Annotated in this window: 23 protein-coding genes; all 23 read right to left on the reverse strand. The window is 67.0% G+C overall.

Annotation, left to right across the window (positions count from 1 at the left end; translation table 11 throughout):
- Positions 1-40 precede the first annotated feature (40 nt).
- A complete protein-coding gene (locus E2493_RS02435) occupies positions 41-1,225 on the reverse strand; it encodes an MFS transporter (RefSeq protein WP_135083382.1) in 1,185 nt (394 codons plus the stop codon).
- A complete protein-coding gene (locus E2493_RS02440) occupies positions 1,222-2,292 on the reverse strand; it encodes a LacI family DNA-binding transcriptional regulator (RefSeq protein ID WP_135083384.1) in 1,071 nt (356 codons plus the stop codon). The genes E2493_RS02435 and E2493_RS02440 overlap by 4 nt, the downstream gene beginning before the upstream one ends.
- 51 nt (positions 2,293-2,343) lie before the next feature.
- On the reverse strand, positions 2,344-3,849 hold the full coding sequence (locus tag E2493_RS02445) for a tryptophan halogenase family protein (RefSeq protein ID WP_191992952.1): 1,506 nt from the start codon (positions 3,847-3,849) through the stop codon (positions 2,344-2,346).
- The gene (locus E2493_RS02450; protein WP_135083386.1) at positions 3,846-4,877 is read right to left on the reverse strand and encodes a cupin-like domain-containing protein; all 1,032 of its coding nucleotides are present in this window, start codon (positions 4,875-4,877) and stop codon (positions 3,846-3,848) included. The genes E2493_RS02445 and E2493_RS02450 overlap by 4 nt, the downstream gene beginning before the upstream one ends.
- On the reverse strand, positions 4,870-5,586 hold the full coding sequence (locus tag E2493_RS02455; RefSeq protein ID WP_135083388.1) for a SapC family protein: 717 nt from the start codon (positions 5,584-5,586) through the stop codon (positions 4,870-4,872). The genes E2493_RS02450 and E2493_RS02455 overlap by 8 nt, the downstream gene beginning before the upstream one ends.
- Positions 5,587-7,140 carry a tryptophan halogenase family protein gene (locus E2493_RS02460; RefSeq protein WP_225421097.1) on the reverse strand — a complete coding sequence of 518 codons (1,554 nt, stop codon included), beginning with the start codon at positions 7,138-7,140 and terminating at the stop codon, positions 5,587-5,589.
- A 152-nt stretch (positions 7,141-7,292) separates the two neighbouring features.
- Complete coding sequence (locus E2493_RS02465) at positions 7,293-10,313, reverse strand: TonB-dependent receptor (protein ID WP_135083390.1); 3,021 nt, start codon at positions 10,311-10,313, stop codon at positions 7,293-7,295.
- Between the two features lie 474 nt (positions 10,314-10,787).
- Positions 10,788-10,943, reverse strand: coding sequence for a hypothetical protein (locus tag E2493_RS21000; RefSeq protein ID WP_167737347.1), 156 nt, complete (start codon positions 10,941-10,943; stop codon positions 10,788-10,790).
- Positions 10,944-11,080: 137 nt separating this feature from the next.
- Positions 11,081-12,175, reverse strand: a complete 1,095-nt coding sequence (locus E2493_RS02470; protein ID WP_135083392.1) for an MBL fold metallo-hydrolase — start codon at positions 12,173-12,175, stop codon at positions 11,081-11,083.
- Between the two features lie 11 nt (positions 12,176-12,186).
- Positions 12,187-14,493: a S8 family serine peptidase gene (locus E2493_RS02475; protein WP_135083394.1), complete on the reverse strand. Its 2,307-nt coding sequence runs from the start codon at positions 14,491-14,493 to the stop codon at positions 12,187-12,189.
- 289 nt (positions 14,494-14,782) lie between these two features.
- The gene (locus E2493_RS02480; protein ID WP_135083396.1) at positions 14,783-15,118 is read right to left on the reverse strand and encodes a hypothetical protein; all 336 of its coding nucleotides are present in this window, start codon (positions 15,116-15,118) and stop codon (positions 14,783-14,785) included.
- 66 nt (positions 15,119-15,184) lie between these two features.
- Positions 15,185-16,714 carry a S8 family peptidase gene (locus E2493_RS02485; protein ID WP_167737348.1) on the reverse strand — a complete coding sequence of 510 codons (1,530 nt, stop codon included), beginning with the start codon at positions 16,712-16,714 and terminating at the stop codon, positions 15,185-15,187.
- Between the two features lie 523 nt (positions 16,715-17,237).
- Positions 17,238-17,777, reverse strand: coding sequence for a DsrE family protein (locus E2493_RS02490; protein WP_225421098.1), 540 nt, complete (start codon positions 17,775-17,777; stop codon positions 17,238-17,240).
- Between the two features lie 229 nt (positions 17,778-18,006).
- Positions 18,007-18,672, reverse strand: a complete 666-nt coding sequence (locus E2493_RS02495) for an SAM-dependent methyltransferase (protein WP_135083400.1) — start codon at positions 18,670-18,672, stop codon at positions 18,007-18,009.
- A gap of 60 nt (positions 18,673-18,732) precedes the next feature.
- Complete coding sequence (locus E2493_RS02500) at positions 18,733-19,986, reverse strand: MFS transporter (protein WP_225421099.1); 1,254 nt, start codon at positions 19,984-19,986, stop codon at positions 18,733-18,735.
- Positions 19,987-20,105: 119 nt separating this feature from the next.
- Complete coding sequence (locus E2493_RS02505) at positions 20,106-20,444, reverse strand: beta-lactamase hydrolase domain-containing protein (RefSeq protein ID WP_167737349.1); 339 nt, start codon at positions 20,442-20,444, stop codon at positions 20,106-20,108.
- 56 nt (positions 20,445-20,500) lie between these two features.
- Positions 20,501-20,620 (reverse strand): DUF2474 family protein, encoded by a 120-nt coding sequence (locus E2493_RS02510; RefSeq protein WP_135083404.1) that lies wholly within the window; start codon positions 20,618-20,620, stop codon positions 20,501-20,503.
- Positions 20,620-21,627, reverse strand: a complete 1,008-nt coding sequence (gene cydB, locus E2493_RS02515; protein ID WP_135083665.1) for a cytochrome d ubiquinol oxidase subunit II — start codon at positions 21,625-21,627, stop codon at positions 20,620-20,622. Before cydB ends, E2493_RS02510 begins: the two co-directional genes overlap by 1 nt.
- Positions 21,627-23,060: a cytochrome ubiquinol oxidase subunit I gene (locus E2493_RS02520; RefSeq protein ID WP_135083406.1), complete on the reverse strand. Its 1,434-nt coding sequence runs from the start codon at positions 23,058-23,060 to the stop codon at positions 21,627-21,629. The genes cydB and E2493_RS02520 overlap by 1 nt, the downstream gene beginning before the upstream one ends.
- Positions 23,061-23,089: 29 nt before the next feature.
- Complete coding sequence (locus E2493_RS02525) at positions 23,090-23,869, reverse strand: sulfite exporter TauE/SafE family protein (RefSeq protein WP_135083408.1); 780 nt, start codon at positions 23,867-23,869, stop codon at positions 23,090-23,092.
- Positions 23,870-23,906: 37 nt separating this feature from the next.
- Positions 23,907-24,341, reverse strand: coding sequence for a DUF6691 family protein (locus tag E2493_RS02530; protein ID WP_135083666.1), 435 nt, complete (start codon positions 24,339-24,341; stop codon positions 23,907-23,909).
- Positions 24,342-24,359: 18 nt separating this feature from the next.
- On the reverse strand, positions 24,360-24,788 hold the full coding sequence (locus tag E2493_RS02535; RefSeq protein WP_225421101.1) for a YeeE/YedE family protein: 429 nt from the start codon (positions 24,786-24,788) through the stop codon (positions 24,360-24,362).
- 21 nt (positions 24,789-24,809) lie between these two features.
- A complete protein-coding gene (locus tag E2493_RS02540) occupies positions 24,810-25,673 on the reverse strand; it encodes an MBL fold metallo-hydrolase (protein WP_135083410.1) in 864 nt (287 codons plus the stop codon).
- Positions 25,674-25,772: the final 99 nt, after the last annotated feature.

Below are 25,772 nucleotides of genomic sequence, written 5' to 3' on the forward strand. Positions count from 1 at the left end.
CTCCCCATGAGGCTTCGCCTCACAGGGAGGATAATGATCCCTACCCCGCCTGCCGGTCTCGCCGCACCAGCAGCACCAGCAGAGCGGCGAGCAGGGTGAGGCCGGCCAGGGCCTCGAACAGCAGGTCGAAGCCGTGTCCCGGCACCAGCGAAACGGCGAGCAAGGGCGCGATGATCGCCGGCAGGGTGTTGGTGAGGTTGAGCAGGCCGAGGTCGCGCCCGCGCCGCGCCGGCGAGGGGAGGAGCTGCATCGCGAAGCTCGAATGGAGCGCCAGGAACACGGCGCCGGCGCAGCCGAACAGCAGATAGCCGGCGGTGCCCGCGGCGACATCCGCGTCCACCCCCATCAGGGCGAGGCCGGCGGCGGCCGCCACCGCCGCCGCGATCAGGAACGGCTTGCGCGGCCCGATCCGATCGGAGAGCCGCCCGGCGCCGAGCGCGACCGGAAAGGCGATCAGCACCGCCAGTGCCGCCAGCCTCGCCACCCCGGCCTGGCCCGGCGGCGCGGGCAGGCTCTGGAAATAATAGAAGAGGAAGCCGAACAGCACGCTGCCCGCCACCTGGATCAGCAGCCGCGCGCACCACAACAAGGCGAAATCGGCGCGGGCCTGAGTCCCGTCGACCGCGGCGGCCTGGGCGACCGGCGCGACTGCCGGCAGCCGCACGAGCAGCAGCGGCGCGGTCAGGGCGAGCACCAGCGCACAGGTGACGCCGAGCTGCATCGCCTCCGAAAGGCCGGGCAGCGTCGCGATCACCCCGGCCAGCGCGCCGATCGGCGGCCCCGCGCCGAGCAGTCCGCCGAGCAGCCCCTTGCGCCGGTCCGGCACCCGGTCCGCCGCCCAGGCCGCGATCGGCGCCAGCATCATGTTGAGCACCGCTTGGTAGCCGACCACGGCAAGCACGATGCCGAGCGGCGAGGACGCGGCGTAGAGCCAGGCGTAGCTGGCGAGGGTCAGGCCGAGGCCCGCCGCCGCCCAGGCGCGGCGGGTGCCGATCACGTCGCTCGCCCAGCCGAAGAGGAGGTTCGAGAGACTGGCGCTGACCGCGCCGGCGAGGGTCGCGGCGGCCAGCCATTCGATCCGGGCCGGCCCGGCGAGCGCCGCCATCTTGGCCGGCAGCAGCAGGGTGAGCAGCGGCGCGTAGGCGACCACTCCGCCGGCGTTGGCGAGGGCGATGAGCAGCAGGAAGCGGCCGTCGCGCTCCGCCGCAAGCCGCGGCGGCGTCACCGCGGCGGCGCGGCGGTGGACTCGCGCACGATCAGCTCGAAGGGCAGGACGTGCGGGCCGTCCTCGATCTCGTCGCCGTTCGCCGCGCGGATCAGCAGCTCGGCGGCAGTCGCGGTCATCGGCGCGATCGGCTGGCGGATCGCGGTCAGCGGCGGCGCGCAGAAGCGGACGATCGGCGTGTCGTCGAAGCTCACCACCGAAAGGTCGCGCGGCACCTCCAGCCCCCGGGCGCGGGCGACGTTCAGCGCCGCCAGCGCCATCTGGTCGCTGCTCGCGAGGATCGCGGTCACCGGCTCGCCGAGGCCGAGCAGCGCCTCGCTGCCCTTCACCCCGGATTCGAAGGTGAAATCGCCCTCGGCGACGAGGTCGCGCGTGTTGATCCCGGCGCCGCGCATCGCCGAGCGGTAGCCGACCAGGCGCTTGACGCTCAGCGAATAGTCCCGGCTGCCGGTGATGAAGCCGATCCGGCGGTGGCCGAGCAGCAGGAGATGCTCGGTCGCGGCCGCCGCGGCCTTGGCATCGTCCATCTGGATGGCGAAGCCGGGCGCCTGGCCGTCCGAGCCGATCCGCGCGAACGGGATGTGGCGCGAGGCGAGCAGCCTGGTGATCAGCGGATTGTCGCCGTGCGGCGGGGTGAGGATGACGCCGTCCGGGTGGAGGGCGGCGAGCGCCGCGGTCAGCTCCCGCTCGACGTGCAGGCTGTGCGTGTCGACCAGCTCGAAGATCATCCGATAGCCGTGCTCGGCGCATTTCAGCATGCCGCCGAGCAGCATCTGATCGACCCAGTCGGTGCCGTCGCCGGATTGCCAGCCGGCGATCGTGCGGTCGCGGTCGTTGAGCGCGAGCAGCAGGTAGGAGCGGGTACCGCCCATCCGCCGCGCCGCGAGGCTCGGGACGTAGCCGAGCTTCTCGATCGCGGCGACGACGCGCTGCTTGATCGCGTCGCGCACGTTGGGGCCGTCGTTGATCACCCGCGAGACGGTCTGCAGCGAGACGCCCGCCTCGGCGGCGACGTGCTTGATGGTGACGGCGCGGGGCCGGCGCGAAACGATCTCATCCCCGGCCATTTGAACGCCCCACCAACACCATCCCCCTCGAACCCCCGCGCCTGCCCGACATCAGGCCGCCTGCGCCCGGCCGGCGCCGCAATAATGCTGGATGTAGGCGGCGTGCTCGGGAAGCGAGGCCACGGTACGCTCGACACTCTCGCGGATGCCGGACAGGAATTGGTCGAGCTCCTCGTCGCTCAGCCGTTCGGCGACCGGATGATGGCGCCGCGGCATGATGCCCTGCCCCATCATCACCTGCACCCAGCTGTTCTCGGCGAACAATTCCTCGTTCTTGCGGAACACCCGCCCCGTCTCGCGGAACAGTTCGATGCGGTGGGCGAGGCTGTCGGGCACCGGCATGTCGGCGCACTGGCGCCAGAACGGGCTGTCGCGCCGGTCGGTGGCCTTGTAGTGCAGGATCAGGAAGTCGCGGATCTGCAGCATGTCGGCGTCCTGCTGCTCGTTGAACTCGGCGACGTCGGCCTCGCTGATCCCGCCTTCCGGGAACAGCCGCAGCAGCCGCAGCACGGCGCGCTGGATCAGGTGGATGCTGGTCGATTCCAGCGGCTCCATGAACCCCGCCGAGAGTCCGATCGCGACGCAGTTGCGATGCCATTGCCGCCGCCGCGCGCCGGCCGCGAAGCGCAGGAAATTGGGCTGGGTGAGCGTCTGTCCCTCGATGTTGCCGAGCAGCCGCTCGAGCGCGGCGTCCCTGTCGAGATAGCGGCTGCAATAGACGATGCCGTTGCCGGTGCGATGCTGGAGCGGGATGCGCCATTGCCAGCCGGCGTCGTGCGCCATCGCCCGCGTGTAGGGGACGGCCGGACGAACGCTCTCGGTCTGCACCGCGATCGCGGAATCGCACGGCAGCCAGTGCGTCCAGTCGTCATGGCCGGCGTGGAGCGCCCCCTCGATCAGCAGCGCCCGAAAACCGGTGCAGTCGACGAACAGATCGCCCTCGATCCGCTCGCCGCTCTCCAGCGAAAGCGCGGCGATATGGCCGCTCGCCCCGTCGAGCTCGACCTGCGCGATCTTGCCTTCGATCCGCCTCGTCCCCTCCTTCTCCGCCAGCGTCCGCAGGAAGCGCGCGTAGAGCGTCGAATCCAGCTGGTAGGCATAGTTCATCCGGTTGTCCGGGAGGTGCGCGAACCGGCCCTGCAGCGCCGCAATCAGCTCCAGGCAATAATCGTCATAGGACTGCGCATGGCCCTTCTCGCGCCCGTAGAGCCAGAAATGCTGGAACCCCGCGGCCCAGTGATCCTTGCCGGTCATGCCGAACGAATGGAAATAGCTGTGGCCGACCTGTTTCCAATGGTCGAACAATATGCCGAGCTTGAAGGTCGCCTGCGTCTCCCGCATGAACTCGGCCTCGCCGATGCCGAGCAGCCGGTTGTAGATCTGGAGCGGGGGGATGGTGGATTCGCCGACCCCGATGGTGCCGATCGCATCCGATTCCACCAGCGTCACCGCGACGGTGCGACCCATCGTCTTGGCGATCGCCGCGGCCGTCATCCACCCCGCCGTGCCGCCCCCGGCGATCACCACCCGCCGCATCGTCTTCCCCTCCAGGCTCATCGGCTGAGCGCCCGCAGCAGGAAGGCGCGGATCCGCCCGGCCGTCTCGGCGGTCAGCGGCGCGAGCACGCTGCGCCCGGACTCGGGGATGTGCGCGGTCACCTGCTCGTCATTCTCGAACACGTAATAATCGAACATGTCCCTCCACAGGCGCTTCTCCGCCTCGGGCAGGTCGCGAATCGCCATCATCGCATGGGTGAGCGCTTCCTGCGGCTGCCCCAGCCAGCGCGGCGTCTCCCGCCACCAGTAATTGACCAGCGCGTTGAACGCGTCGAGCCCCTCGACATGGTGCCACCACATGGACGGGATGTAGATCGCGTCGCCCGGCTCCAGCTCCGCCACCAGGCCGTGGGCGAGCGCTTCGCGGAAGCGCGGGTAGCGGGCGAAATCGGGCGCGTGGAAATCGATCATCGAGATCGCCCGGCCGGCGGGGGTGTTGTCGACCGGCCCCAGATAGAGGTTCCGGAACTGCTCCGGCGGAAACAGGGTGAAGCGCCGCCGCCCGACCGCGACGCAGGCGAGATTGTTCGGGAAGTCATTGTGCGCGGCGATCCGGGTCGGCGTTCCCATCCAGATGCTGGCGAGGGCCGAGCGGGCGCCGAGATCGACATGATTGGCCTCGTGGAGGCCGGCGAAGAACTGGTGCATGTCGATCGAGGCGAGATAGAGCGGCGGCAGCTCCGGCGTGCCCTCCCCCCGGTCGATGCGCCCGAAGATGTCCGGCAGCTTCGCGCTCACCGTCCGGAAGTTCATGCCCATCGCATCGTCGTAGAACATCCGGCCCTCGCTCTCCGGCGCGCCGATCGAGACGACGAAGGGGAGGTCGCGGTGATGCGCGAGCAGATAGTCACGGGCAGCCTTGCCGGAGCGGCGGCCCGCCGCGACCAGCGGCCAGTCGGCGACGAGCCCGCGCACCACGAAGGGCTGGCTGGCATCGCGCAGCGCCGCGTCGAGCGCCGCGGCGTTCGCGACCGTCCTTTCGGCCACTCTCGGGAGTGCCGCGAACAGGTCGCGATCCGCCTCAGCCACCGGCGAGCCGCCGGTTCTTGCGCGCGACCAGCGCGCCAAGATTGGCGAGCGACGCCATCGCCATATGGATCGCCAGCAGATGCCCCTCCGCATGGAGCGCATGCAGCGAGGCGGCGTCGATCTCCGCGAGCCGCTCCTCGTTGATCACGTGGAAGCCGACCAGCCGGTTGGTGCTTCCGTCGTCGAGCGTGACCTCGAGCGACATCGGTTCGAGCAGGTCGTGGCGGCGCAGCGCGTCGAAGAACGAAGCCGAGGCCTGGAAGCCCTCGTCCAGCGCGCCGAGCTTTTCGGTGATGCCGTCGAGATAGGGCGTGGGGCGGCCGAGCTCGTCGAACAGGCGCATTCCTTCCGCGCCCGCGATCCTGGGGCTGGCGAGATCGATATGGACCTGCTTCGGGCCATCCTGGGCTTCGGCGCCGCCGATCAGGAACGGCTGGATGTCGACGGCGAGCGGGAGATAGCGCGCGTCCCAGCGGCCGTTCTCGAGGTACAGATTCTCGCCGGCCTCGAAGCCGAACATCGCCAGCGCGGTGAACCCCTCCCGCTCCGCGTCGCGGCGGAAGAGGATCGCATATTCGTTCTGCACCTGGCGGAACTCGGCAGGCATGACGATCGCGCACATCATCGCATCGCCAAGCTCCTCGGCGCGGTCAGTGCGGACCCTCAGGTCGCGGTGGGCGGCGGTGTCGAGAAGGGCGTGTTCGGACATTCAGCAGATCGTCGCAATCGAAGGGCGGGAGGCGCCCTGATCTCTCAGGGCATCGAGATAGGCGCGATGGGCCGGCAGGCTGGCGGCGAGGGCGCGGCCGCGCTGCTCGACCTGGCGCAGCGCCGCGTCCACCGCCGCACAGGAGACCGAGGCGGCGGCCGGTTCGGCGGGAACGGGGAAGCCCATGCCGTAGAGCACATATCGGTAGCTCGCCGCCGGGAAGACCTCGTCCACCATCGGCAGATCGAAGCGCGATGGCGGCTGGTGCCGCCAGACCTGCAGCAGCTCGGCGAGGCGCGGCGGGATCGAGGCGGCATCGCGATGCGCCCGCCAATAAGGCTCGTCGCGCCGGCTCAGTACATAATGCAGCTTCAGGAACTCGACGATCCGATCCCAGCGGTAGCGGAACAAAGCGTCGAACCGTTTCGCCTGGAGCGCCATCGCGGCCCGCGTCCGCGGGAAGTTGGCGAGCAGGGCGTCGAGCGACAGCTCGATCAGCACGATCGCCGAGGCTTCGAGCGGCTCGAGGAAGCCGGCCGAGAGGCCGATCGCCAGGCAGTTGCGCTCCCAGAAGCGCTCGCGGTGTCCCGACGCAAAGGCAAGGCGGCGGAAGGCGGCGCGATCGACACCCACCGCGGGCACGGCCTTGCGCAAATAGGCCTCGAGCGTTGCCGCCGCCGCTTCGTCGTCGGCATGAAGGGAGGAGTAGACGCAGCCGATGCCGCGGCGGGTCGGCAGGCCGATGTCCCAGATCCAGCCGGCGGAATGCGCCGTGGCATTGGTCTGCGAGGCGATCGGGCTGCCATTGTCGACCGGCACCTGCACGGCGAGGGCACGGTCGTTGAACAATTCGCGGCTGCGGTCGACGAACGGGACGCCGTAATGCTCGCCGATCAGCAGGGCGGCATGGCCGCTGCAGTCGAGGAAGAGATCGGCCGCGACGTCGCCGCTCGAGCGCGTCCGCACCGCCGCGATGTCGCCGTTGGGCGCGGCCTCGACCGCGACGACGTGATCCCGGACGTGCCGGACGCCGAGCCTCTGGGTCGCATGGCCGCGCAGCAGCTCGGCGAGCTTGCCGGCGTCGAGATGGTAAGCGTAGTTCAGCGCGCCGGCATAATCGGGCATTGCCCGCTGCCGGGGCGCGAGATCGAGCGCGCAGGCCCGGGGTTGCGGGCTCACCGCCTCGGCGAAGGCACGCCCGCCGCGTCCTGACCAGGCCTGCACAAGGTCGCGCGGTTCCCCGTCGACGGGCGCGGTGAAGGGGTGGAAATAATGATCCCCCGGCTCGCCGGTCACCCATCCGTCAAAGCGAGAGCCCTGCTTGAACGCGGCGTCGCAGGCCAGCAGGAACTCGGCCTCGCCGATGCCAATCCGCTGCAGCGTCCGCCGCATCGTCGGCCAGGTGCCCTCCCCCACGCCGATCGTCGGTACATCGGGGGATTCGATCAGCGTCACCTCGAGCGGTGCGGCCGCGACCTCGTTGCCGCGTGCCGCGATCAGACCGGCGGCGAGCCAGCCGGCCGTGCCGCCGCCGACGATCGCCACGCGGGTCACGGCATCGGCTTGCGGGGGTTGATCTTGGGCGGGTCGCGTGTGCACCGAGAGCGTCCGAGGGTTGCGTTGTGCCGGCAATCTGCGCCCGCAGGGCAGGAAAAGCCACCCTCCAGCCGGGAGCCGCGCCGCGCGCGGTTCCCGTGCGCGCGAGCTCAGAAGGTGAAGCGCAGTCCCGCCGAGTAGCGTGCGTAGCCCGGCTGCGAGAAGGTGACGAAGTTCTCCGAGCGGCGGTGGCCGCGCCGCCTTTCGCCGGTCAGGTTGATCGCCTCGACGAAGGCGGTCAGGCCGGGAATGAACTCGTAGCTCGCGCTCGCATCGACCTGGCCATAGGCCTCGACATAGGTCGGGTCGAACGTGCCGCCGGCGTAGAATTCATCGCGCCAATTGTAGGCGACGCGCGCCTGCAAACCGCTCTTGTCGTAGAACAAGACCGCGTTGGCGCTGTCGCTGAGGCCGGTGAGCGCGAACTGCCCGATGTCCGGATGGATCGTGTTGTCGTACTTCGCGTCGCCGCGGACGATCGTATAATTGAGGATCGCGCCGAAGCCGGTGTCCCAGAACTGGTGCTGGACCGCGAACTCGAAGCCGTGGATCTTGGCGGTCTGATCGCTGTTGAACGGCAGGCCGATCTGGAAGTTGAACGGATTGTCCCCGGTCACGCCGAAGATGTCTCCGGTCAGGAAGGTCTGGCCGTTGATGATCGTGGAGCCGGTCACCGTCGAGGATTGCGGGAAGTTGCGCAGGATGTAGTCGCGCACCCGGACCGCGTCCGTGGTTCCGAGCGCCGCCACCGCCTGCTGGTAGCGCGGCCCGTCGGCCGGGTTGAGCAAGCCGAAGGCCGTCGTGTCGATCTGGGTCTGTCCGATGAAGTTCTGGACGTTCTTGTGGAAGAAGCCGGCGGAGATGTAGCTCTCCCGGCCGTAATACCATTCCGCCGACAGATCGATGTTCTTCGATTTGTACGGTACGAGCCCCGGGTTGCCCTGGCTGCCGGTGCCGCCGCCGATGCGCGGATTGGAATCGATCGTCCGCCCGCCCTGCAGGCTCGCATAATCGGCGCGGGTGATCGTGTGGCTGTAGGAGGCGCGCAGCTTCACATCCTCCACCGGTTCGATGTCGAAGTCGATCGACGGCAGCCAGTTGCGGTAGTGGCCGCGGAACCGGGTGAAGTCGCTCTGGCCGGAGTAGATGATGCTGAACTCGTTGGCCGAGACCCAGCGCGTGCCGACCGGGATCGGCACGAGCGCGCGGGAATCGATCAGCGTCTCGTCGTAGCGCAGGCCCGCGATGATGTGGGCCGGACGGGTGAAGGCGTCGAACTGCGCATTGAACTGGATATAGGGCGAGATCGTCTTCTCGCGGATCCGGCGGTCGACGGTGAAGTCGGCAAGGCAGGTGCCCGCCTGGGCGGAGCCGGTCTGCGGGTTGCTGCAGACGTGGTACTTGCTCTCCAGCAGGTCTGCCATCGTCTCGAAATTGAAGACGTAGAGCGCCGGGATCATCCCGGACGTGCCGGCGCCGGGGACGCCCTCGAACTTGTCTGGAATGGTGACGAGCTCGAAGAAATCGTCCGGGATGTCGGACGCCGGGCCGATGCCGCCCCAGGTGTCGTTCTGGATGAAGCCGTAGGCCGAGCGCACCTTGTTGTCGACGTAGGAGAAGCCGACGTCGATGCTGTCGAGGAAATCGCCCTCGTGATCGTAGCGGCCCTTCAGCTGGACCTGGTTGATCTCGTCGCGGAAATAGGCGTTGCGGAACGAGTTGCCGGTGGGCGTGATCAGCGAGCGGTCGAGCGGATCGATGCCCGGGAACATGGTGACGGAGAGGACCGGCAGGTCGTTCTCGAAATTGATCGTCTGGCTCTGCACGCCGAAGATCGCGTTGCCGACCGAGGTGCTCGAGCCGTATTCGTTGGTCGGCTTCGATTCCGCGGTCGAATGGTGCGCGTCCAGCGTCACGGTGACGCGCCCGGGCGCATCCCAGGTGAGATTGCCGCCGAGCGACTTGTTCTCGGTCTGGTTGGCGGTCAGCGCACCGCTGTACGAGAGGTCCTTACCGGGACCGAATCGCTCGGTGTAGAAGATCGGGCCGGCGCTCGGACCGTCGGTCCAGGCGCTCGATGTGTCGCCGAAGTTGAACCAGATGCCGACGCTGCTGTCGCGCACCTCCACCTTGTTGCGCGAATAGGTGTAGTCGATCGTCGCCGTAAGATCGTCGGTCGGGCGATATTGCAGCGCCACCTGGCCGTTGATCCGCTCGCGCTTGATGTCGATCAGGTCATAGGCCGCACTCTGCGGGATCTCGTAGACGTCGTTGGGGCCCGGACGATTGGTGATGTTCGGGCTGCTCTGCGGCAGCGTACCCCAGTCGTTCTCGCTGCCGACGAAGCCGTCGCGGAAGCCGACGCTCGCCGAGTTCACGCTCGCCTTGCGCTTCTGATAGGCGCCGGAGAGGAGGATGCCGAAGCGGCCGTCGGCGAAGCTCTTGGAGAAGATCCCGGAGACTTCCGGCGTGATCGGATTTCCCTCGTTGCGCGACGTGTCCATCACGCCCTTGACGGCGATGCTGCCGCGCATGCCGAGCCGGTCGAGCGGGCGCGGGGTGCGGATGTTGATGCTGGAGCCGATGCCGCCGGAGGGAACCGAGGCGCGGCCGGTCTTGTAGACCTCGACCGCGGCGATCCCTTCCGAGGCAAGATTGGCGAAGTCAAACGAGCGCGAGGCGGGCGGGCTGGCGCCGTCGCCGAGCGTCGCCGTCGGCATCTGCCGCCCGTTGAGCAGGACGAGGTTGTATTCGGGACCAAAGCCGCGGACCGTCACGGTCGAGCCTTCGCCGTTCGACCGGTCGATCGAGACGCCGGTGATGCGCTGCAGCGATTCGGCGAGGTTGGTGTCGGGAAACTTGCCGATGTCCTCGGCGGAGATCGCGTCGACGATCCCCTGGGCGTTGCGCTTGATGTCCACCGCCTCGCGAAGGCTGGCGCGAATGCCGGTGACGACGATGTCCTCTTCCGGCTCGTTCGTCGCGGGCTGATCCTGCGTCTCGGAATCGCCGGGCGTGCCGACCGTGGCGACAGCGTCCTGCGCCAGCGCGGCGCCCGGGACGGCCGCGATGGCCAGCGTGGAAGCACCCATCACGAAACGCGAAAGCGAGCGTGCGTTGAAGCCGCGCATCAAAGTCTCCCCTGTCCTCGGTGCGGTCGTCCGCACTTCTTGAGAACGTTCACTTTGGTGCAAATCCGGTGTTGCTGTCAAGCGCCGGCGGAAGGGTGAACGGTTACGCCGAGCGTCGCGGGCTATGCTGCTGGAGCCGCGCCACAAAGGTTCCGGTGGAGAAGTGGCGGAGCGGGAGGGATTCAGAAATCAGGCCCAAGGGCAGGTTTTACGGCCATTTTTGCCAGGACAGCGAAGATAGTACCCCGGTTTATACCCCGAAAATCACATTCGACCGCCAGTCAGCGGTGGCTCGGAAAGGTCTCCGACCGTATATGCCTGATCCTGAAAGATCGGGCGTTTATAGGATGACAGCCTCGACAGCGCAGACGTTTGAGGCGCCAGGTGCGGCTGGGGCGCGCACAGCGCGATTCGACGCCTGCACCGGAACCGGCGGGCGCCCCTGGAGGAGCGCGTCGGCACCGTTCGATGGTATCAGCCCAACCCCTGATCACCATTGCAGGCTGGACGCCGCCGCTGGAATTCGTCGAGGCGCCGAAGCAGCGCCCGCACGATCGGCGCCGGCACGGACCTTCCGCGGTCCACCAGCGAGCGCGCCACTTCGAGCGGCTGATCGGCAGTACCCTTCACCACAACCTCCCTGCGCCTCGGAGCCTTCGAGCTCTCAAACGGCGATCTACGGACATATGTCCATTATGGAGGAAAATCCGGCTGGCGCCTCATTCAGATAGCTATTCGGGACTCCGCGCGCCTCCAGCGGGGCGGCGTCAGGTCAGCTCGACGATCACGGCATGATCGTCGTCGCCCGGCAGCCTCAGCCTGTATCCGAAATCCGCTTCCGGGTGTGTCTGACGGATTCGCTGGATTGAGGGCGCATCGTTCGTCGCCACGATTTCGATCGCTCGCTCGGCTGCATGCGCCTCCTCCACGATCCACACCAGGGTCTCGTAGTCCGGGTTGCCGTGCTTGCCATTCGCGGAAGCGACATAGGCGTCTGCCGTGTTCCTGCGGAAGAACGTCCGAGTTGCGTTCCGGTCGCTCCCGTGATGCTGCAGCTTCATCACGTTAACGTGGAATGTCCCGTCGGGCCGGAGCCCGGCCTGGTCGAGCCCCTGCTCGATGTGATCGCCACGCGCATCTCCCGTGAGCAGCAGGGAGCGCCCGTCCTCTTCCACGAGAAGGACGATGCTGCTCAGGTTCGGAATGCTCTTGTCCGCGTTCGCGAGCTGCTCGGGGCGGGCGGCGGTCCGGTTCCTCCGTATCCACTCCAGCCATTCCTCCTGCAGGGCGCGGAGGTTCGCATCGGTGGGGCCGATGACGGTCATGCGCATGCCGCCGATCTCGAGGGCGGGGTTGGGCAGCAGGTCCGGGCAGATGAGTTCGCCGCCGAAGGTCCGGTTGATGGGGATGTGGAGCAGTCTGGCTTCGCGCCTCAGCCGTTCACCTTCGGCAATCCCGAAGAACGCGATCGGCACATCGGTCATGATCGTTGAAGCAACGCCGGCGTTCGCAAGGACCATCCTCACGCCCTTTGCGATCGTGTCCTCGTCATCGTCGATCGCGTCGGAGAAGGAATTGTGCCAGAGTTCCGCCGGCGAGATGAGCGGATCCTCCCCGTCGATCCGCTGGCGGTTCAGCTCGGCGAAGAGATCCAGCACGCCGACGATGTGATCCCTGTCGACGTGGCTTACGATCACCGCCTCGAGCCTCCCCCCGGGGATGGTCGCCTCGAGATAGGGTTTCAGGTGATCCTCGAAGGTGCCGTCCGGCCCTCCATCCACAAGAACGTACTTCGCCTCGCCGCCGCCGCTCTCGAGGAGCAGGCAGTCGCCTTCGAAGGCACGTATCGCGTGCAGTCGCATGCTCCCCCCAGTTACCCCAGTCGTGCCAGATCGCTTACGGGTCCCGCCACCACCAGAGCGAATCCCTGTGGGCCCGCCAGGAGATTGTCCGCCAATATGCTGACGAAGTACTCGCCCGGCTCGGCGTCATCGACTCGTATCACGTGGACGTTGTTGTTCGGGTCGCGCTTCAGGAGGCCCGGTATCGTGGCGAGCGGATCCGGCACCGGCATCTCCACATGCGCGTACAGGTCCCCGTTCGAGTTCCAGGTGTTGGTCGAGGAGTCCTCAAGCTGCATCAGCAGAGCGTTCTGGAGGGCACGTCCGGGAATGTCGGTCCACACGAGGCACAGCCGGATGTCCCCTTTGGCTTCGACCTGGAACGCGAAGCGGACGTAGTCGCCGGTATCGACGAGCGGAGAACCCGAGGCGTCCTGATCTTGAAACGAGAGGGCGAAGGTCGGAGCTGCGGGATCTGGCACGGTCGAGGAGATGTCGACCCGTCCGAAACCCTGATGGTAGCTCGGCCGGCCGCCGGGATCCGCTATGGCGTCGCGGCCCGAGAGAGGTCTCGTACCGTTGATGATCGCAGCCTTGAGCAGGGCGGCTGACGGGTTCCCATGGCCACGCTCCCGTCGGAAGTACTGTCGGACCAGCACGGCGAGGCCGGTCACGACCGGACACGCCATGCTCGTGCCGCCCATGACGGCGTAGTACGGGTTGTGGGGGTACGGACCCCAGAAGTTCCGCAGCGGAGTGCGCGCGCCCCGCGTGGAGGCCACATCGGTCCCGGGTGCCACTACGTCCGGCTTGACCCGCATGTCGTCGCAAGGTCCCCTTCCGCTGAAACCGGCGAGACACTCGGGATCGCCCGAGACCGGCTCCTCTCCGATGCCTGGGACCTTGAAGCTCTTCGGCCAGGCCTGGGCGTAGGTGAGCTTCGCCAGTCCGAGGTCCGTCCGGGACGACCGGCTCGCCCCGACGGTCAGGCCGTTTTTCGCACTCGCAGGGGCGGACATCGACGGCCAATCGACAAAGCCGGGCTGGTTGATGACGTTGGCGCCCGGATTGCAGCTGGCATCGTTCCCCGCAGCGATCACAGGGAGGAAGTCGGGATGCTCGTGCACGAAGCGGTCCACATCGTAGGACATGCTGGTGTAGCGGCCGTGCAGGAATGCTCCCCAGCTGTTGTTGTGGATGCGAACACCCTCGTCATAAGCCTCTTGGAACAGATCTCCGAGGACGAGCGGAAGACCGCCGAGGCCGCCCTGGGCGTCCATCAGCGACTGGAACACGATCTCCGTTGCGGGAGCGATGCCCGCCAACGCACCGTCCGAGGCCGAACCGTCGCCGGCGACGGTGCCCGTCACATGGGTGCCGTGGCCGTGGAGGTCGGACGGATCTCCGGGGCGGCCCCGAGCGACGACCTTCCTGATGCGCCCGCGGAAGTCGGGGTGCTCCTGGTCGAGACCGCTGTCTGCGATCCCCACCACCTCGCCTTCGCCTTTGTAGGGAACCGACCGGTGTCCGCCCGCTTGATCCGCCAGCCCCACCAGGGGGCGCACGACGTCGTGGAGCAATCCTGCCACGCCGGGAGCCTGGATCTCGGCGATCTCCTCCTTGGCGGCGATGTCCTCCAGCCTAGCGCGTCCGAGGGTGAACCGGATCACCCGGCGGGTCGTCGCCATCACCTCGGCGCCGTCCGCCGACAGCGCCTCCGCGAGGGCATCGCTGTCGAAGCCGGGATGAACTACCGCTTCGAGGACGGAAGCCTCTCCAAGTCCGGCGGCGACCGACGCGGTTGCGAAACTAGCGTTCTGCGTCGGCGCGCGTCCCGCCTCCAGCGTCTGCCGCACGCCGTAGTGCTGGATGTCCTCCACGTCGGGATGATCCCGGAGGCGGCCAAGACCCTCGGCGACGCGGGCCACGTATCGGCCTCCTTCATCGCGCTCCAGCAGCGTCACTCCCGCGTCACTCAGGCGCTCGCGCAGATCACGCGTGACCGAGCCGCGGAGGGTCATCAGGTAATGGCCCGGCTGCTCGCGAGCCGATGCCGGAGCAGCCCCCGGACCCGACGCGCCCGAGAGCCCCGGAGCGCCTCCGGACCGGCCGCCGGAGGGCGTGGCGCTCTTGAAGCCGGTGCCCTCCTCCGGGATGGGGGCCAGAGCTCGCACCGTGAGGCCGCTCTCGGAGAGGCGGCGGATGCCAGCCTCCCCGCATGTCCCCTGCACGAATCCGGACGTGATCTCCGGCTCTTCTATGAGGCCCTCGTCGACGGCCTCGCGGGCGAGCTCCCGCGTCTTGGAGTCGAGCGTGTACGCCTTGATCCTGTAGCGCATGCCTGGCCTCTCAGCGAACAGGTCGTTACACTACCGCGACCGACACGGTCCTCCAAGCCGAGTTCGTGTCAAATCCGTGGTAACTCCGTAATTCGCGTGGGCGCCGCTCAGGACTTCGGATGATCCTCGGCACCGTCGCCGCGTCGGCACCGGCGGAGCCGACCTGGCGGCGTGACCACGAGCAGTCAGGATCCATCACGCTGTCGAGATGAGGGCAGTGCGTGCCGGCCTCACCGCCGAACGCGCGAGATCGCACGCCCCCGCGCGAGGCAGCGCCGGGCGGTTCTTGCTATACGCCCGCGAACTCCGGATCGTTGGGCACCATCCTCCAGCGCGGGTTCTCCATGAGATCGGGCTGCTCCTGAATGACCTTCCGCCAGGTCTTCGCTGGCCCGACGACGACCATTCCCGGCGTCCCCTCGAGATCGGTGACGATCCGCAGCCCCGCGCTCAGATAGCCAGAGAGCTTCTCGACCACGGGCCGCTTCGCCTGTCGGTAGATGGTATCGACCCGCTGCGCCCGAACCTTGGCGTCGGAGATCTTCGCGGCTTCGTTGAGCCTGTTGCCAGCATCAACGTAGACGACCAGGGATACCTTGCGCGCAGGTGTCGCGCGGTCAACCATGTCCTTGGCTTCCGGGCTTAGCATGAGCGCACCTTTTCGAGCATACCATGCATTGTGGGCGTTCCCTCAGATGCTGGCAAGGTCAAGTTGGCCGGAACCGCCGCGACGTGCGTCGTATCCGCTGGCCTGAGCGGGTAGAGGTTTCGTGAGGCCGAGAAGCTGTCTGCTCAGCTCGTCTGGATTTCCGCGTAGGCTCGGATTGCTCTGGATGAGGAGAGCCGCCGCTCCTGCGACCACCGGGCAAGCCATCGAAGTGCCGTCCTTTGCCTCGTATTTCCCGCCGGGAACGGCGCTGATGACCGCCACGCCCGGGGCCATGATATCGGGCTTGAATGTCGAAGTGGTTACTGGATGACTGAAGCACTCACCCCAGTCGCTGAAGCCCGCCACCTGGCTTGCGGCGTCGACTGCACCGACGGCGATGACGCAGTCGAACTTGCCCGGCACCTGATGATGCCCCATCCCCTTCGTCCCGTCGTTCCCGATCGCGGCGACCAGCGTCGATCCGCGCAGCCGGTAGCCGCTGATGGTCTGATAGTAGCCGAGATCGGCCAGGGGCCCTCCCAGCGAGACGTTCACGACGTCGACGCCGGAGGCCAGCTCTCCACCGCCGCGAGCGAGCCAGTTCAGGCCCGCCAGGATCTGGGCGAGACTGCCGACGACACGGCCGTCGTCCCTTCTATTGAGCACGGCGGCGACCACCAGGTTGGCGTCCGGGGCGATCCCGACCGTTCGGCCGGCGGCAATCGCCGCCACATGGGTTCCGTGGGTGCTGTAGTCCTTCGGCCGCTTCAGCGGCCGCACCTCGCCGGTGACCTTGAAGGCCTGGAACTGGATCGTCTTGCCCTTGAACTCGGGATGGCTGGGGTCGATGCCGCTGTCGAGGATGCCGATCGTCACTCCCTTTCCCGTCAGGCCCTTCTCGCGCGCCGCCTCGATCGAGACGCTCTTCAGGTGCCACGGCATCTCGTCCGGCGTGACCTCCTCCCCCTTGGGAGTGTCAACGAGCGCGACCGTCTTGTTCTCCAGGACGATGGCACCTGCATCCTCGAGCAGTGAGACCTCGTCCTCCTCGAGCCGCGGAATGATGGCCGCGCCGAGACTCTCCAAGTAGAGGGCCCTCATCCTGCCCACTCCATCGCTCCGATCCTCGCCCAGCGCCGGAACTCCACGTCTCCGCCTGCGCCGACTGGCGAGTAGTTCGATCCTTCTGCCGTCCCGTTCGAGCTCTACCTGATGGATCAGCCTCCGGATCCTCTTGCGCGCCGAGGGACCTCGTCTCCCGGCAAGTTCGGTGCCGACCTCCAATGCCCCTGCGGCGTCCGCCGGGTCGGGCAGCACGACGATCCGCACGTCCTCCTGATCGGGCTCGAGCCAGCCTGCGCCGCTCTCGAGCGCGACATGGCTTCGCGGTATGCTCTCGAGGTGGTTCACGCTGCGGAACCACTTGATCCTGCGGCGAGCGAGTTCGGTGGCGCGCCTGCGCCCTAAGCCCGGGCGAGCGGCTCCCTCCTGACGGCGCCACCGTGCTCGCCAGGCATCGAGCGCCGACGCGAACACCTCCGGCTCCATCTTCCAGCGCAGCAGTTGGATCATCGCTCCCCCAAGAACCGAGCCCCCGCCGCCCCGCAAAGATTTCGGCATGGGGATTGTCGCTCGCGCGTCAGATCTGTCAATGCTTTTAAGAACGGTTCTCGATGTAACGAGAAGTCATCCTCTCGGCGCCTGCGAGAGCGCCAACGAGGAAACCGGTCGCGGAGCCCGTGAGTTCTGTCCGTCCCTCAATCCTGACGAACAGTCCGTGCGCCAGCCGCCGACCGTCTCTTCGCCCGGCGCAATCGAGTTGATAGGCTCCCGCTGACGCCAGGGAGAAGTCCCGGCGGACATCGTGCAGGTCAGCCGCTTGATCCACCCTTCGACGTAAGCGGCGGCCATTCCAAGATCTCATGCCTGCCCTAGCATCGCTGCGCATCTCCCCTGATTATGCTCCGAAGGACGTTGGACTTCGATGCTGCGAACGGGCTGCAGGATCCGAGCCTGTCGTGGCATTGCGCATCCGCCCTGATCGCAGCACTGCGGAATGATCACTTTGGTGAACCTCGGCCATCCCGGAGGCTCTTCAGTCGGGGATGAGCGCATAGCCTCGAAGCTGAAGGTTGGCGATGGTCACCAGGGCGGCAACGTCGATCTCGACGAGTTCCGCGACCGAGCTGCGCTCGATCTTGTTGCCGGAGAGCGCCTGGCTGCAGACATGCACTTCCGCCCCGGCCCCCCTCAGGCGGCGGATCAGCTCCAGATTGGGGTTTGGCGTGCCGAACCTCGCCCGATATGCCTCGTCCGACATCGTGAGCGGTGTCGCCGGACCGTGGACGATCGCAACGAGGTCGCCCCGGCGCGGGCGGACACCGTCCGCCGCCAGCAGGTTCAGAAAGCGGGCGACCCTGTCGAGCGACGGGTTCACCTTCCCGGGCTCCGTCGCCGCCTTCGTGATGCTGAACACCACGCGGTAGCGCAGTTTCCGGTCCGGCCTTTGGCCAGCGCCCTCGGTCGGGTGCACACCGCCAAAGCCCGCGATGGCCGATGGGGTCGGCCCGGCCGCGGCGGCCTGCCCGGCCGTGAGTGCTGTCACCACGATCAATCCCTTCAACATGTGTTTCATCTGGTCCGGCTCACTCTGGCGGATTGAAGTAGTTGAGCGCGATCCGGAGGAACGAGCGCCTGTGCCTCGCGGTCCGGCATGCGCCCAACCCGAAATTCATTTGCAACGCGGCAAAATCCGCTGCGGAAGGGGTAGCGCCACTTCTGGCTGGCTGCGCAACCGGACGCAGACCTCCTCGCCCACTCTATCTGGCACGTGGATGTCGAGGGCGCGTCCCCGCCGACGGTGCTTACCGCCATGGGTTGGAGCTCATCCCGGATCCGTCCGCGGGCGCGCTGCGCTTTCGGGCGACCAGGTCGACGAGTGCCGAGTTGCCGCGATGGCCGATGCCTTCCCTCAAATCGGAATCGTAGGCGACAAGCCTGATGATCTCGAGGTCCGCGAAGGCCTCGCGCAGCATGTCCAGCGTGTACATGTTGTCCGCCGCGGGCGGCCCTCCTGTCCCAAAGGCGACTTGCTCGGGGCGATAGCCCTCGAGCAGGAGCAGGCCGCCTGGCTTCAGGGTCGACCTGATGCCCTCGAAGATGCGCTCCCGAAGGTCCGGACCGGCGAACTGGATGAAGATTGCAACGACCAGATCGAACCTCTCCGGCGGCCATCTCCAACTCGCTAGGTCGACGAGTTCGAACGAAAGATCGGTGTTACGGTCTGCTGCCAGCCGGCGGGCCTTCTCCTGCGCGCGTGGAGAGATGTCGGTGGAGAGGACATCGAGGCCTTGCTCCGCAAGCCAGACGCCGTTCCGCCCCTCGCCGTCGGCCAGCGCCAGTGCGCGCATCCCCGGCCGCAGGTACCCGGCACAGGATTTCAGAAAGGCATTCGGCTCCCTACCGAAGACGAAGTGCTCAACCGAATAGCGGTCGTCCCAAGCCTGGCGATGATCCATTCTCGTCTCCATCGATACGAACTCGCAAATGGGCGGGCCGCCCTGTGGCGTCTGCTTTCCAGCCGACGGCCGTCACTTCCTGCGGAGCGTCTCCTGCATCCGGAGAGCCACAATGGTCCCAGAGATGAAGGTGAGGGCTGCGACGAGCGCGACGGCCCCGCGCAGGCCGAGGTGATCTGCGACAACGCCTCCCAGGATGGCACCGAAGGCGTAGCCGAGGTCCCGCCAGAGACGGTAGACGCCGACCGCCGATGCTCGCCACGAGGGGTGTGCTACGTCGCCGATCGCCGCGAGGAGCGTCGGGTAGACCATCGCCGTGCCCGCTCCCAGCAGGACGGCTCCGGCCGCGAAACCCGCGCCACCGGTCGCCACCGCCGTCAGAGCAATGCCCGCTGCCTGCACCCACATCCCTGAAGCGATGAGCCACTTGCGTCCTATCTTGTCGGACAGGGCCCCGGTGAGCAGCTGGCCGAGCCCCCAGACGCCCGGATAGAGCGCCGCGAGCGCGCCGATGGCCGCGAGCCCGTGACCCGCGGCCGCGAACAGGAGGGGGAAGAGCCCCCAGGCCATTCCATCGTTCAGGTTGTTGACGAGACCCGCCTGGGTCACCGACGCCAGGTTAGGGTCATTCCAGGTGACCCTGCCGAACACCTCTCGAGCGCCGGGCGTGCCGACTGGGGAGCCATTCGCCTGCCGGTCCTCCGCCTCGAGCGACGCATGCCCGCTCGTCTCCCGGACCGCGATGATCGACAGCAGCAAGCCGGTCATGGCGAATGCCACGCCCAGGTAGAATGGCTCGGGGCGCAGGGCGTAGGTCGCTGCGATCCAGCCGGTCGCCAGGGCCGCGAGAGCAACCGCGAAATAGCCCGCGAACTCGTTGATCCCCATGGCGAGGCCGCGGTTCCGAGCTCCTGCGAGGTCGATCTTCATGATCACGGCTGTGGACCAGGTGAGACCTTGGCTGATGCCGAGGAACACGTTCGCGGCGACTACCCATTCCCAACTCGGCGCCGCCATGATCAGGAACGGCGTCGGAAGGGCTACGAGCCATCCGGCGACCAAGACGGGCTTGCGCCCCCAGCGATCCGAGAATCGCCCCGCGAAATAGTTCGCCACCGCCTTGGTGACACCGAACACCGCGATGAAGGAAAGGATCGCGGTGCGCTCGGCAAGATGGAACTCCTCCTGCGCGAGGGCCGGAAGGATGCTTCGCTCGATGCCCACCATTCCGCCCACGAAGGCATTCACGAGCACGAGCAGGGAGAACTGCGCCAGGTTCTGACGCAGTCCCAGATTCAGCCGACCGGCTTGGGCGAGGTCATGCACGTAGGCAGCCCATTCGGCTCACGAGCACCCGGCGACGGGCGCTCGCACTGGATCGCCGCCGGTATGCGCCGGGTGACGCCGCGTCGCAGTCCGCAGGCCTCGCAATGTGGGATCGGCGCCTATTCACGCTCCGCGGCCGATGCCACGGCTTCCGCCCGCCGGCCGGATGCGCAATGCACGAACACCGGGCCCGGCAGCTGGCCGATCTCGTCCTTGAACCGCTGGATCGTGCCTTCGTCGATGTTAGCGAGGTCGACGGGGATGTGCACATAGCGAAGGCCGTAGCGGGCGGCAGCCTCGCCTTCCTCCTCGGGAGTGAGAGTCTGGTTGGGCTCGCCGGCACGCCTCAGGTTCACGACTGCTGCAAAACCTTCCAGGGCAAGGCTCTTGAGATCGCCCTCCGCAGGCGGCACCTTGCCTACGATCACCTTGTCGCTGATCCTGATCCTGTCCGTCATCTGACTTCTCCGTTTCGAGTATGGTTTCGAGTGAGGAGCTGCGGCCCGCGCGCAGCTCAGGGGACGAGCCACCATCTCAGGACGGCTGCGACCGCGCCGACCACGGCGACGCTCGCTGTCCAGATCAGCGCCATCCAGCCGAGGCGCTGCCACAGCGGTGCGTGCGGGGGCGCCATCAGTGGTAGCCCTCCTCGTCGACCTTTCCTCTGAAGACCCAGTACGCCCAGCCCGTGTACGCCAGGATGAGCGGGATAAGGACCGAGGTGCCGACGAGCATGAACGACTGACTCTCCTCGGGAGCGGCGGCTTCCCAGATGCTCACCCGGCCGGGGATGACGTCCGGCCATATCGAGATGGCGAGGCCGAGCATCGAGAGCCCGAACAGCACCAGCGTCAGGGCAAAGGGCGCACGGTGATGCCCCCTCGCGAGGCTGCGCATCAGGAGGGCGGCGGTGATCGCAACGAGCAGGGGCACCTGCGCCGCGGCCAGTACTCCCGGCCATGCGAACCAGCGTTCGTAGTACTTCCCCTCGAGGAACGGTGTGTAGGCACTGACGGCCGCGATCGCGGCGATGAGGAGGATGGCCAGCCGTCGTGCGAGGCGGAACGCGTCGTCCTGAAGCGGACCTGATGTCTTCCAGATGATCCAGCACGCGCCGAGCAGGGCATAGCCGACGAGAAGACTGGCCCCGGTGAGCAGGCTGAACGGCGTCAGCCAGTCCCACCAGCCGCCCGCATAGGCACGCCCGTCCACGGAGATGCCCTGCAGCAGAGCGCCAACCGTAATGCCCTGCGCAAACGTTGCAACGACCGATCCCGCAAAGAAGGCGGCATCCCAGATCCTTCGGTGTGACGGATCCCGCCAGCGGAACTCGAACGCGACACCCCGGAACACGAGGCCCAGGAGCATGGCGGTGAGCGGCGCGTACAAGGCTGGCAGGATGATCGAGTAGGCCAGCGGGAACGCCGCAAGGAGTCCGCCCCCGCCGAGAACGAGCCATGTCTCGTTGCCGTCCCACACGGGCGCGATGGTGTTCATCGCCTTGTCGCGCTCGGGCCCCACCTTGAACTTCGGGAACAGGATGCCGATCCCGAGGTCGAAGCCGTCCATGACCACGTACGCTGCCACGGCGAAGGCGATGATCGCCGCCCAGATGACCGTCAGATCGACACCGACGCCCATCACCGCTCCCCTCCTCTATGGCTCGCGGACGAATGGGCGCGATCTTCCACGGCGGCAGCGGGCGTGATGCCTGCCGTTCTGATCGGCGCCGCCGCCGGCGTCGGTTCATGCGCCGAGGGCGCGTGGCGCATCAGGCGCAGAATGTACCAGGTGCCCGCGCCGAACACGCTGAAGTAGACGATCACGAATGCAAGGAGCGACGCCGCCACCGCCGGAGCATCGAGCGGTGCGGCGGAATCCGCGGTGCGCAGGAGGCCGTAGACGGTCCAGGGCTGACGGCCGACCTCCGTGGTGATCCATCCGGCGATAACGGCAACGAACCCGGCCGGGCCCATCAGCAGCGCGAACCGCTGAAGCAGATTCCACTCGTAGAGTTTGCCGCGCATACGGCCGAGCAGGCTCAGGGCACCAAGACCGAGCATGAGGAAACCGAGCCCCACCATGATCCTGAAGGACCAGAACACGATCCAGACCGGCGGCTCCTCGTCGTCCGGGATGGTGTCGAGCCCTGCCAAGGGTGCGTCGGGATCATGCTTCAGGATGAGCGATGAGGCTTTCGGAATCTCGAGCGCGTAGTCGATCCGGCGTTCGACCGGGTTGGGCAGCCCGAACAGTATGAGCGGAGCTCCGGCCGGTTGGCTTTGATAGTGACCTTCCATCGCCATCACCTTGGCGGGCTGGTGCTCCAGGGTGTTGAGGCCGTGCAGGTCTCCCACGAAGATCTGAACCGGAGCGACGAGCGCCACCATCCACATCGCCATCGAGAACATCTTGCGAGCGCCGAGGTTCGCTCGGTCCCGCAGCAGGTGCCAGGCGCCGACCGCACCCACGACGAGCGCCGTCGTGAGGTACGCCGCGATCACGGTGTGGACCAGCCGATAGGGGAAGCTGGGATTGAAGATGATCTCGAGCCACCCCTCGGCCGGAACGAACTGCCCCACCGCGTTGGTCGTCCACCCTGTCGGGGTCTGCATCCAGCTGTTCACGGACAGGATCCAGAAGGCCGAGATGAATGTGCCCAGCGCCACCATCAGCGTCGCGGCGAAGTGAAGCCCCTTGCCCACCTTGTTGATCCCGAAGAGCATGACTCCGAGGAACCCGGCCTCGAGGAAGAACGCGGTCAGCACTTCATAGGCCATGAGCGGACCGATCACGGGACCGGCGCGGTCCGAGAAGACCGACCAGTTCGTGCCGAACTGGTAGGACATCACGATCCCGGAGACGACGCCCATCGCGAACGCGATCGCGAAGATCTTCAGCCAGTAGCGGTAGAGGTTCGCATAGAGCCCCTTGCCCGTCTTCAGCCACAGGGCTTCCAGGACGGCGAGGTAGGATGCCAGGCCGATCGAGAAAGCCGGAAAAATGAAGTGGAAGCTGATCGTGAAGGCGAACTGCGCTCGCGCCAGGATCAGCGCCGTCTCAGAGGATTCCATCGGTGGGCTCCGGCCTGGAAGTAGGGGCGTCAGAGCGCACCGGCGCTCTTCCACAGCATGTAGGCCGCGACCACGAAGATGAGGCCCGCGAAGATGGTGGTCAGCCGCCCGTTGGTAGCGGAGAGGCGCTTCGCTAACGTCGCGCCGGCGAAGCCGCCCAGCACGCCGCCGCCGATGAATACGAACGCGAGGGGCCAATCCACCAGGCCCGACAGAGCGTAGTTGAAGGCGGTGGTGAGGCCGAAGGCGGTGACCGCCACCAGCGAGGATCCGATCGCATTGATGATCGGCATCCCTGTCGAGGCAACGAGTCCGGGAACGATGAGAAAGCCGCCGCCGATGCCGAAGAATCCCGAGAAGGCGCCGGTCCCGAGGCCGTACCCGAGGACCTTGGGCGCATTCTCGCGGTTGCACTGGGCGCCCGGGTTGCCGGTATTCCGCCGGCCGCGCAGCATCATGATGCCCACGATGACCATGACGATGGCGAACAGAAACAGCAGGCGCTGCCCGTCCACCGATTTTCCGAGTGTGGAGCCGGCCAGGGCCCCCGCCACGCCGGCACCGGCATACATGGCGGCACAGCGCCACTTAACCGTCCCGGCCCTCGCGTGATTGAGCAGGCCGGTGAGGGCATTGGCCGCGACGGCGAATGCGCTCGTTCCGATGGCCACGTGCGGGCTTGGAACGCCCACGAGATAGACCATCAAGGGCACAGCCAGGATCGACCCGCCCCCCCCGACCAGGCCCAGGACGAAGCCGACGAGCGCGCCTGATCCCCCGCCGAGGACATATTGGATGGGCTCAAGCATCTGATTTCCTACTCGCTTGTGGCTGTCCGTGCGGCATTCAGCGGGATGTCGCCTTGGCGCCGGCGCTGCCGACGCCGCGCGTGGCAAGGAGCCGATGGAGGAGCATGCCCGCGATCAGAGCCAAGACGAACACGGCGACGCTGCCGGGAGCGATGGCAAGAGAAGCGATCGCGGGCCCCGGGCAGAGGCCGACGAGGCCCCACCCGATCCCGAACAGGACGGCCCCGCCGACAAGCGGCGTGTCGATGTCCTTGGCGGTGGGGAGCTGGAAGCGATCTGCAAACAGCGGAGCCGCCCGCCGGCCAGCCAGCCTGAAGCCGATCGCCGCGGTGATGGTCGCGCCGCCCAGCACGAACGCGAGGCTCGGATCCCACGTGCCTGCGAAGTCCAGGAAGTTGAGCACCTTCTGCGGATTGACCATCTGAGCGAGGGTCAATCCGAAGCCGAAAAGCAGGCCTGCGACCAGGGACATGATCTTGTTACCCACGGCTCAGACTCCCACCACGTGACGCGAAACGAAGACGGTCACGACCGCCACCGCGAAGAAGATGCCTGTCGCTGCGAGCGACCTCGGCGAAAACCGGGCAAGGCCGCAGACGCCATGGCCGCTGGTGCAGCCGCTCCCCAGGCGGGTCCCGAAGCCGACCACCAGGCCGGCGACGACGAGCAGCGGCAGGGAGTCGTCGATAGTCACATCGGGCAGCCCGCCGACCATCAGGGCGTAGAGCAGCGGCCCGGTGAGCAGTCCTGCGATGAAGAGGATGCGCCAGGAGACGTCACCGTGACGCGGTGCAAGCACCCCGCCGAGAATTCCGCTGATGCCGGCAATGCGGCCGCTGGTGAGCAGCAGCAAGACTGCCGACAGTCCGATCATTATGCCTCCGGCGAGCGCGGAGATCGGTGTGAACTGCGTGATCATGGTCGTCTCCGCTCTCCGTCGTTACAGAGCATCCAGGGGGATCTTGAGGTACCGGACGCCGTTGGCCTCCTCGGGCGGCAGTTCGCCTCCGCGGATGTTCACCTGAACGGAGGGAAGTAGGAGCATCGGCATTGCCAGCTTCGCATCACGCGCGGTGCGCATCGCGACGAACTCCTCCTCCGAGATCCCGTCGCGAACGTGGACATTGCGGGCTCGTTGGTCCGCTACGGTCGTCTCCCAGACGTACTCGTCGCGACCTGGAGCCTTGTAGTCGTGGCAAAGGTAGAGGCGCGTCTCGGGGGGAAGCGCCAACACCTTCTTGGTCGAGCGGTAGAGCTGCGCCGCATCACCACCCGGGAAGTCGGTTCGCGCGGTGCCGAAGTCGGGCATGAAGATCGTATCGCCCACGAAGGCGGCGTCCCCTATCACGTATGTGAGGTCGGCCGGCGTATGGCCCGGCGTATGCAGGACCCGCCCTGGGAGCGCGCCGATGCTGAAGCGCTCGCCATCCTTGAAAAGGTGGTCGAATTGGGCGCCATCGGTGTTGAACGTGCTCTCCAGATTGAAGACGTCCTTGAAGATCCTCTGCACCTGCTTGATGTGCTCGCCGATGCCGATCCGACCGCCGAGCGCCTTCCGCAGGTATGGTGCTCCCGACAGGTGATCGGCATGGGCATGCGTCTCGAGGATCCAGTCGACGATGAGGCCCTTCGTGCGAACATCGGTGATGATCCTGTCGGCCGAGACCGTGGACGTGCGCCCCGACTTCGGATCGAAGTCGAGCACCGGATCCACGATCGCGCAGTGCGTGCCGCCGGGCTCGCACACAAGGTAGGAGACGGTGAAGGTCGCCTCATCGAAATAGGCTTGGACTTCCGGGTTCATGTCGGTGCTCCTGGGTCGACCGGCGAGACGTCGCTCACGGTCACTTCGTTGAGATGCATGTAGGGATTCTTCTTATATGCGCAAGTATGCAGATATGGT

It is taken from the genome of Sphingomonas parva (ex Maeng et al. 2020) (assembly GCF_004564275.1).
GTDB lineage: Bacteria > Pseudomonadota > Alphaproteobacteria > Sphingomonadales > Sphingomonadaceae > Allosphingosinicella > Allosphingosinicella parva.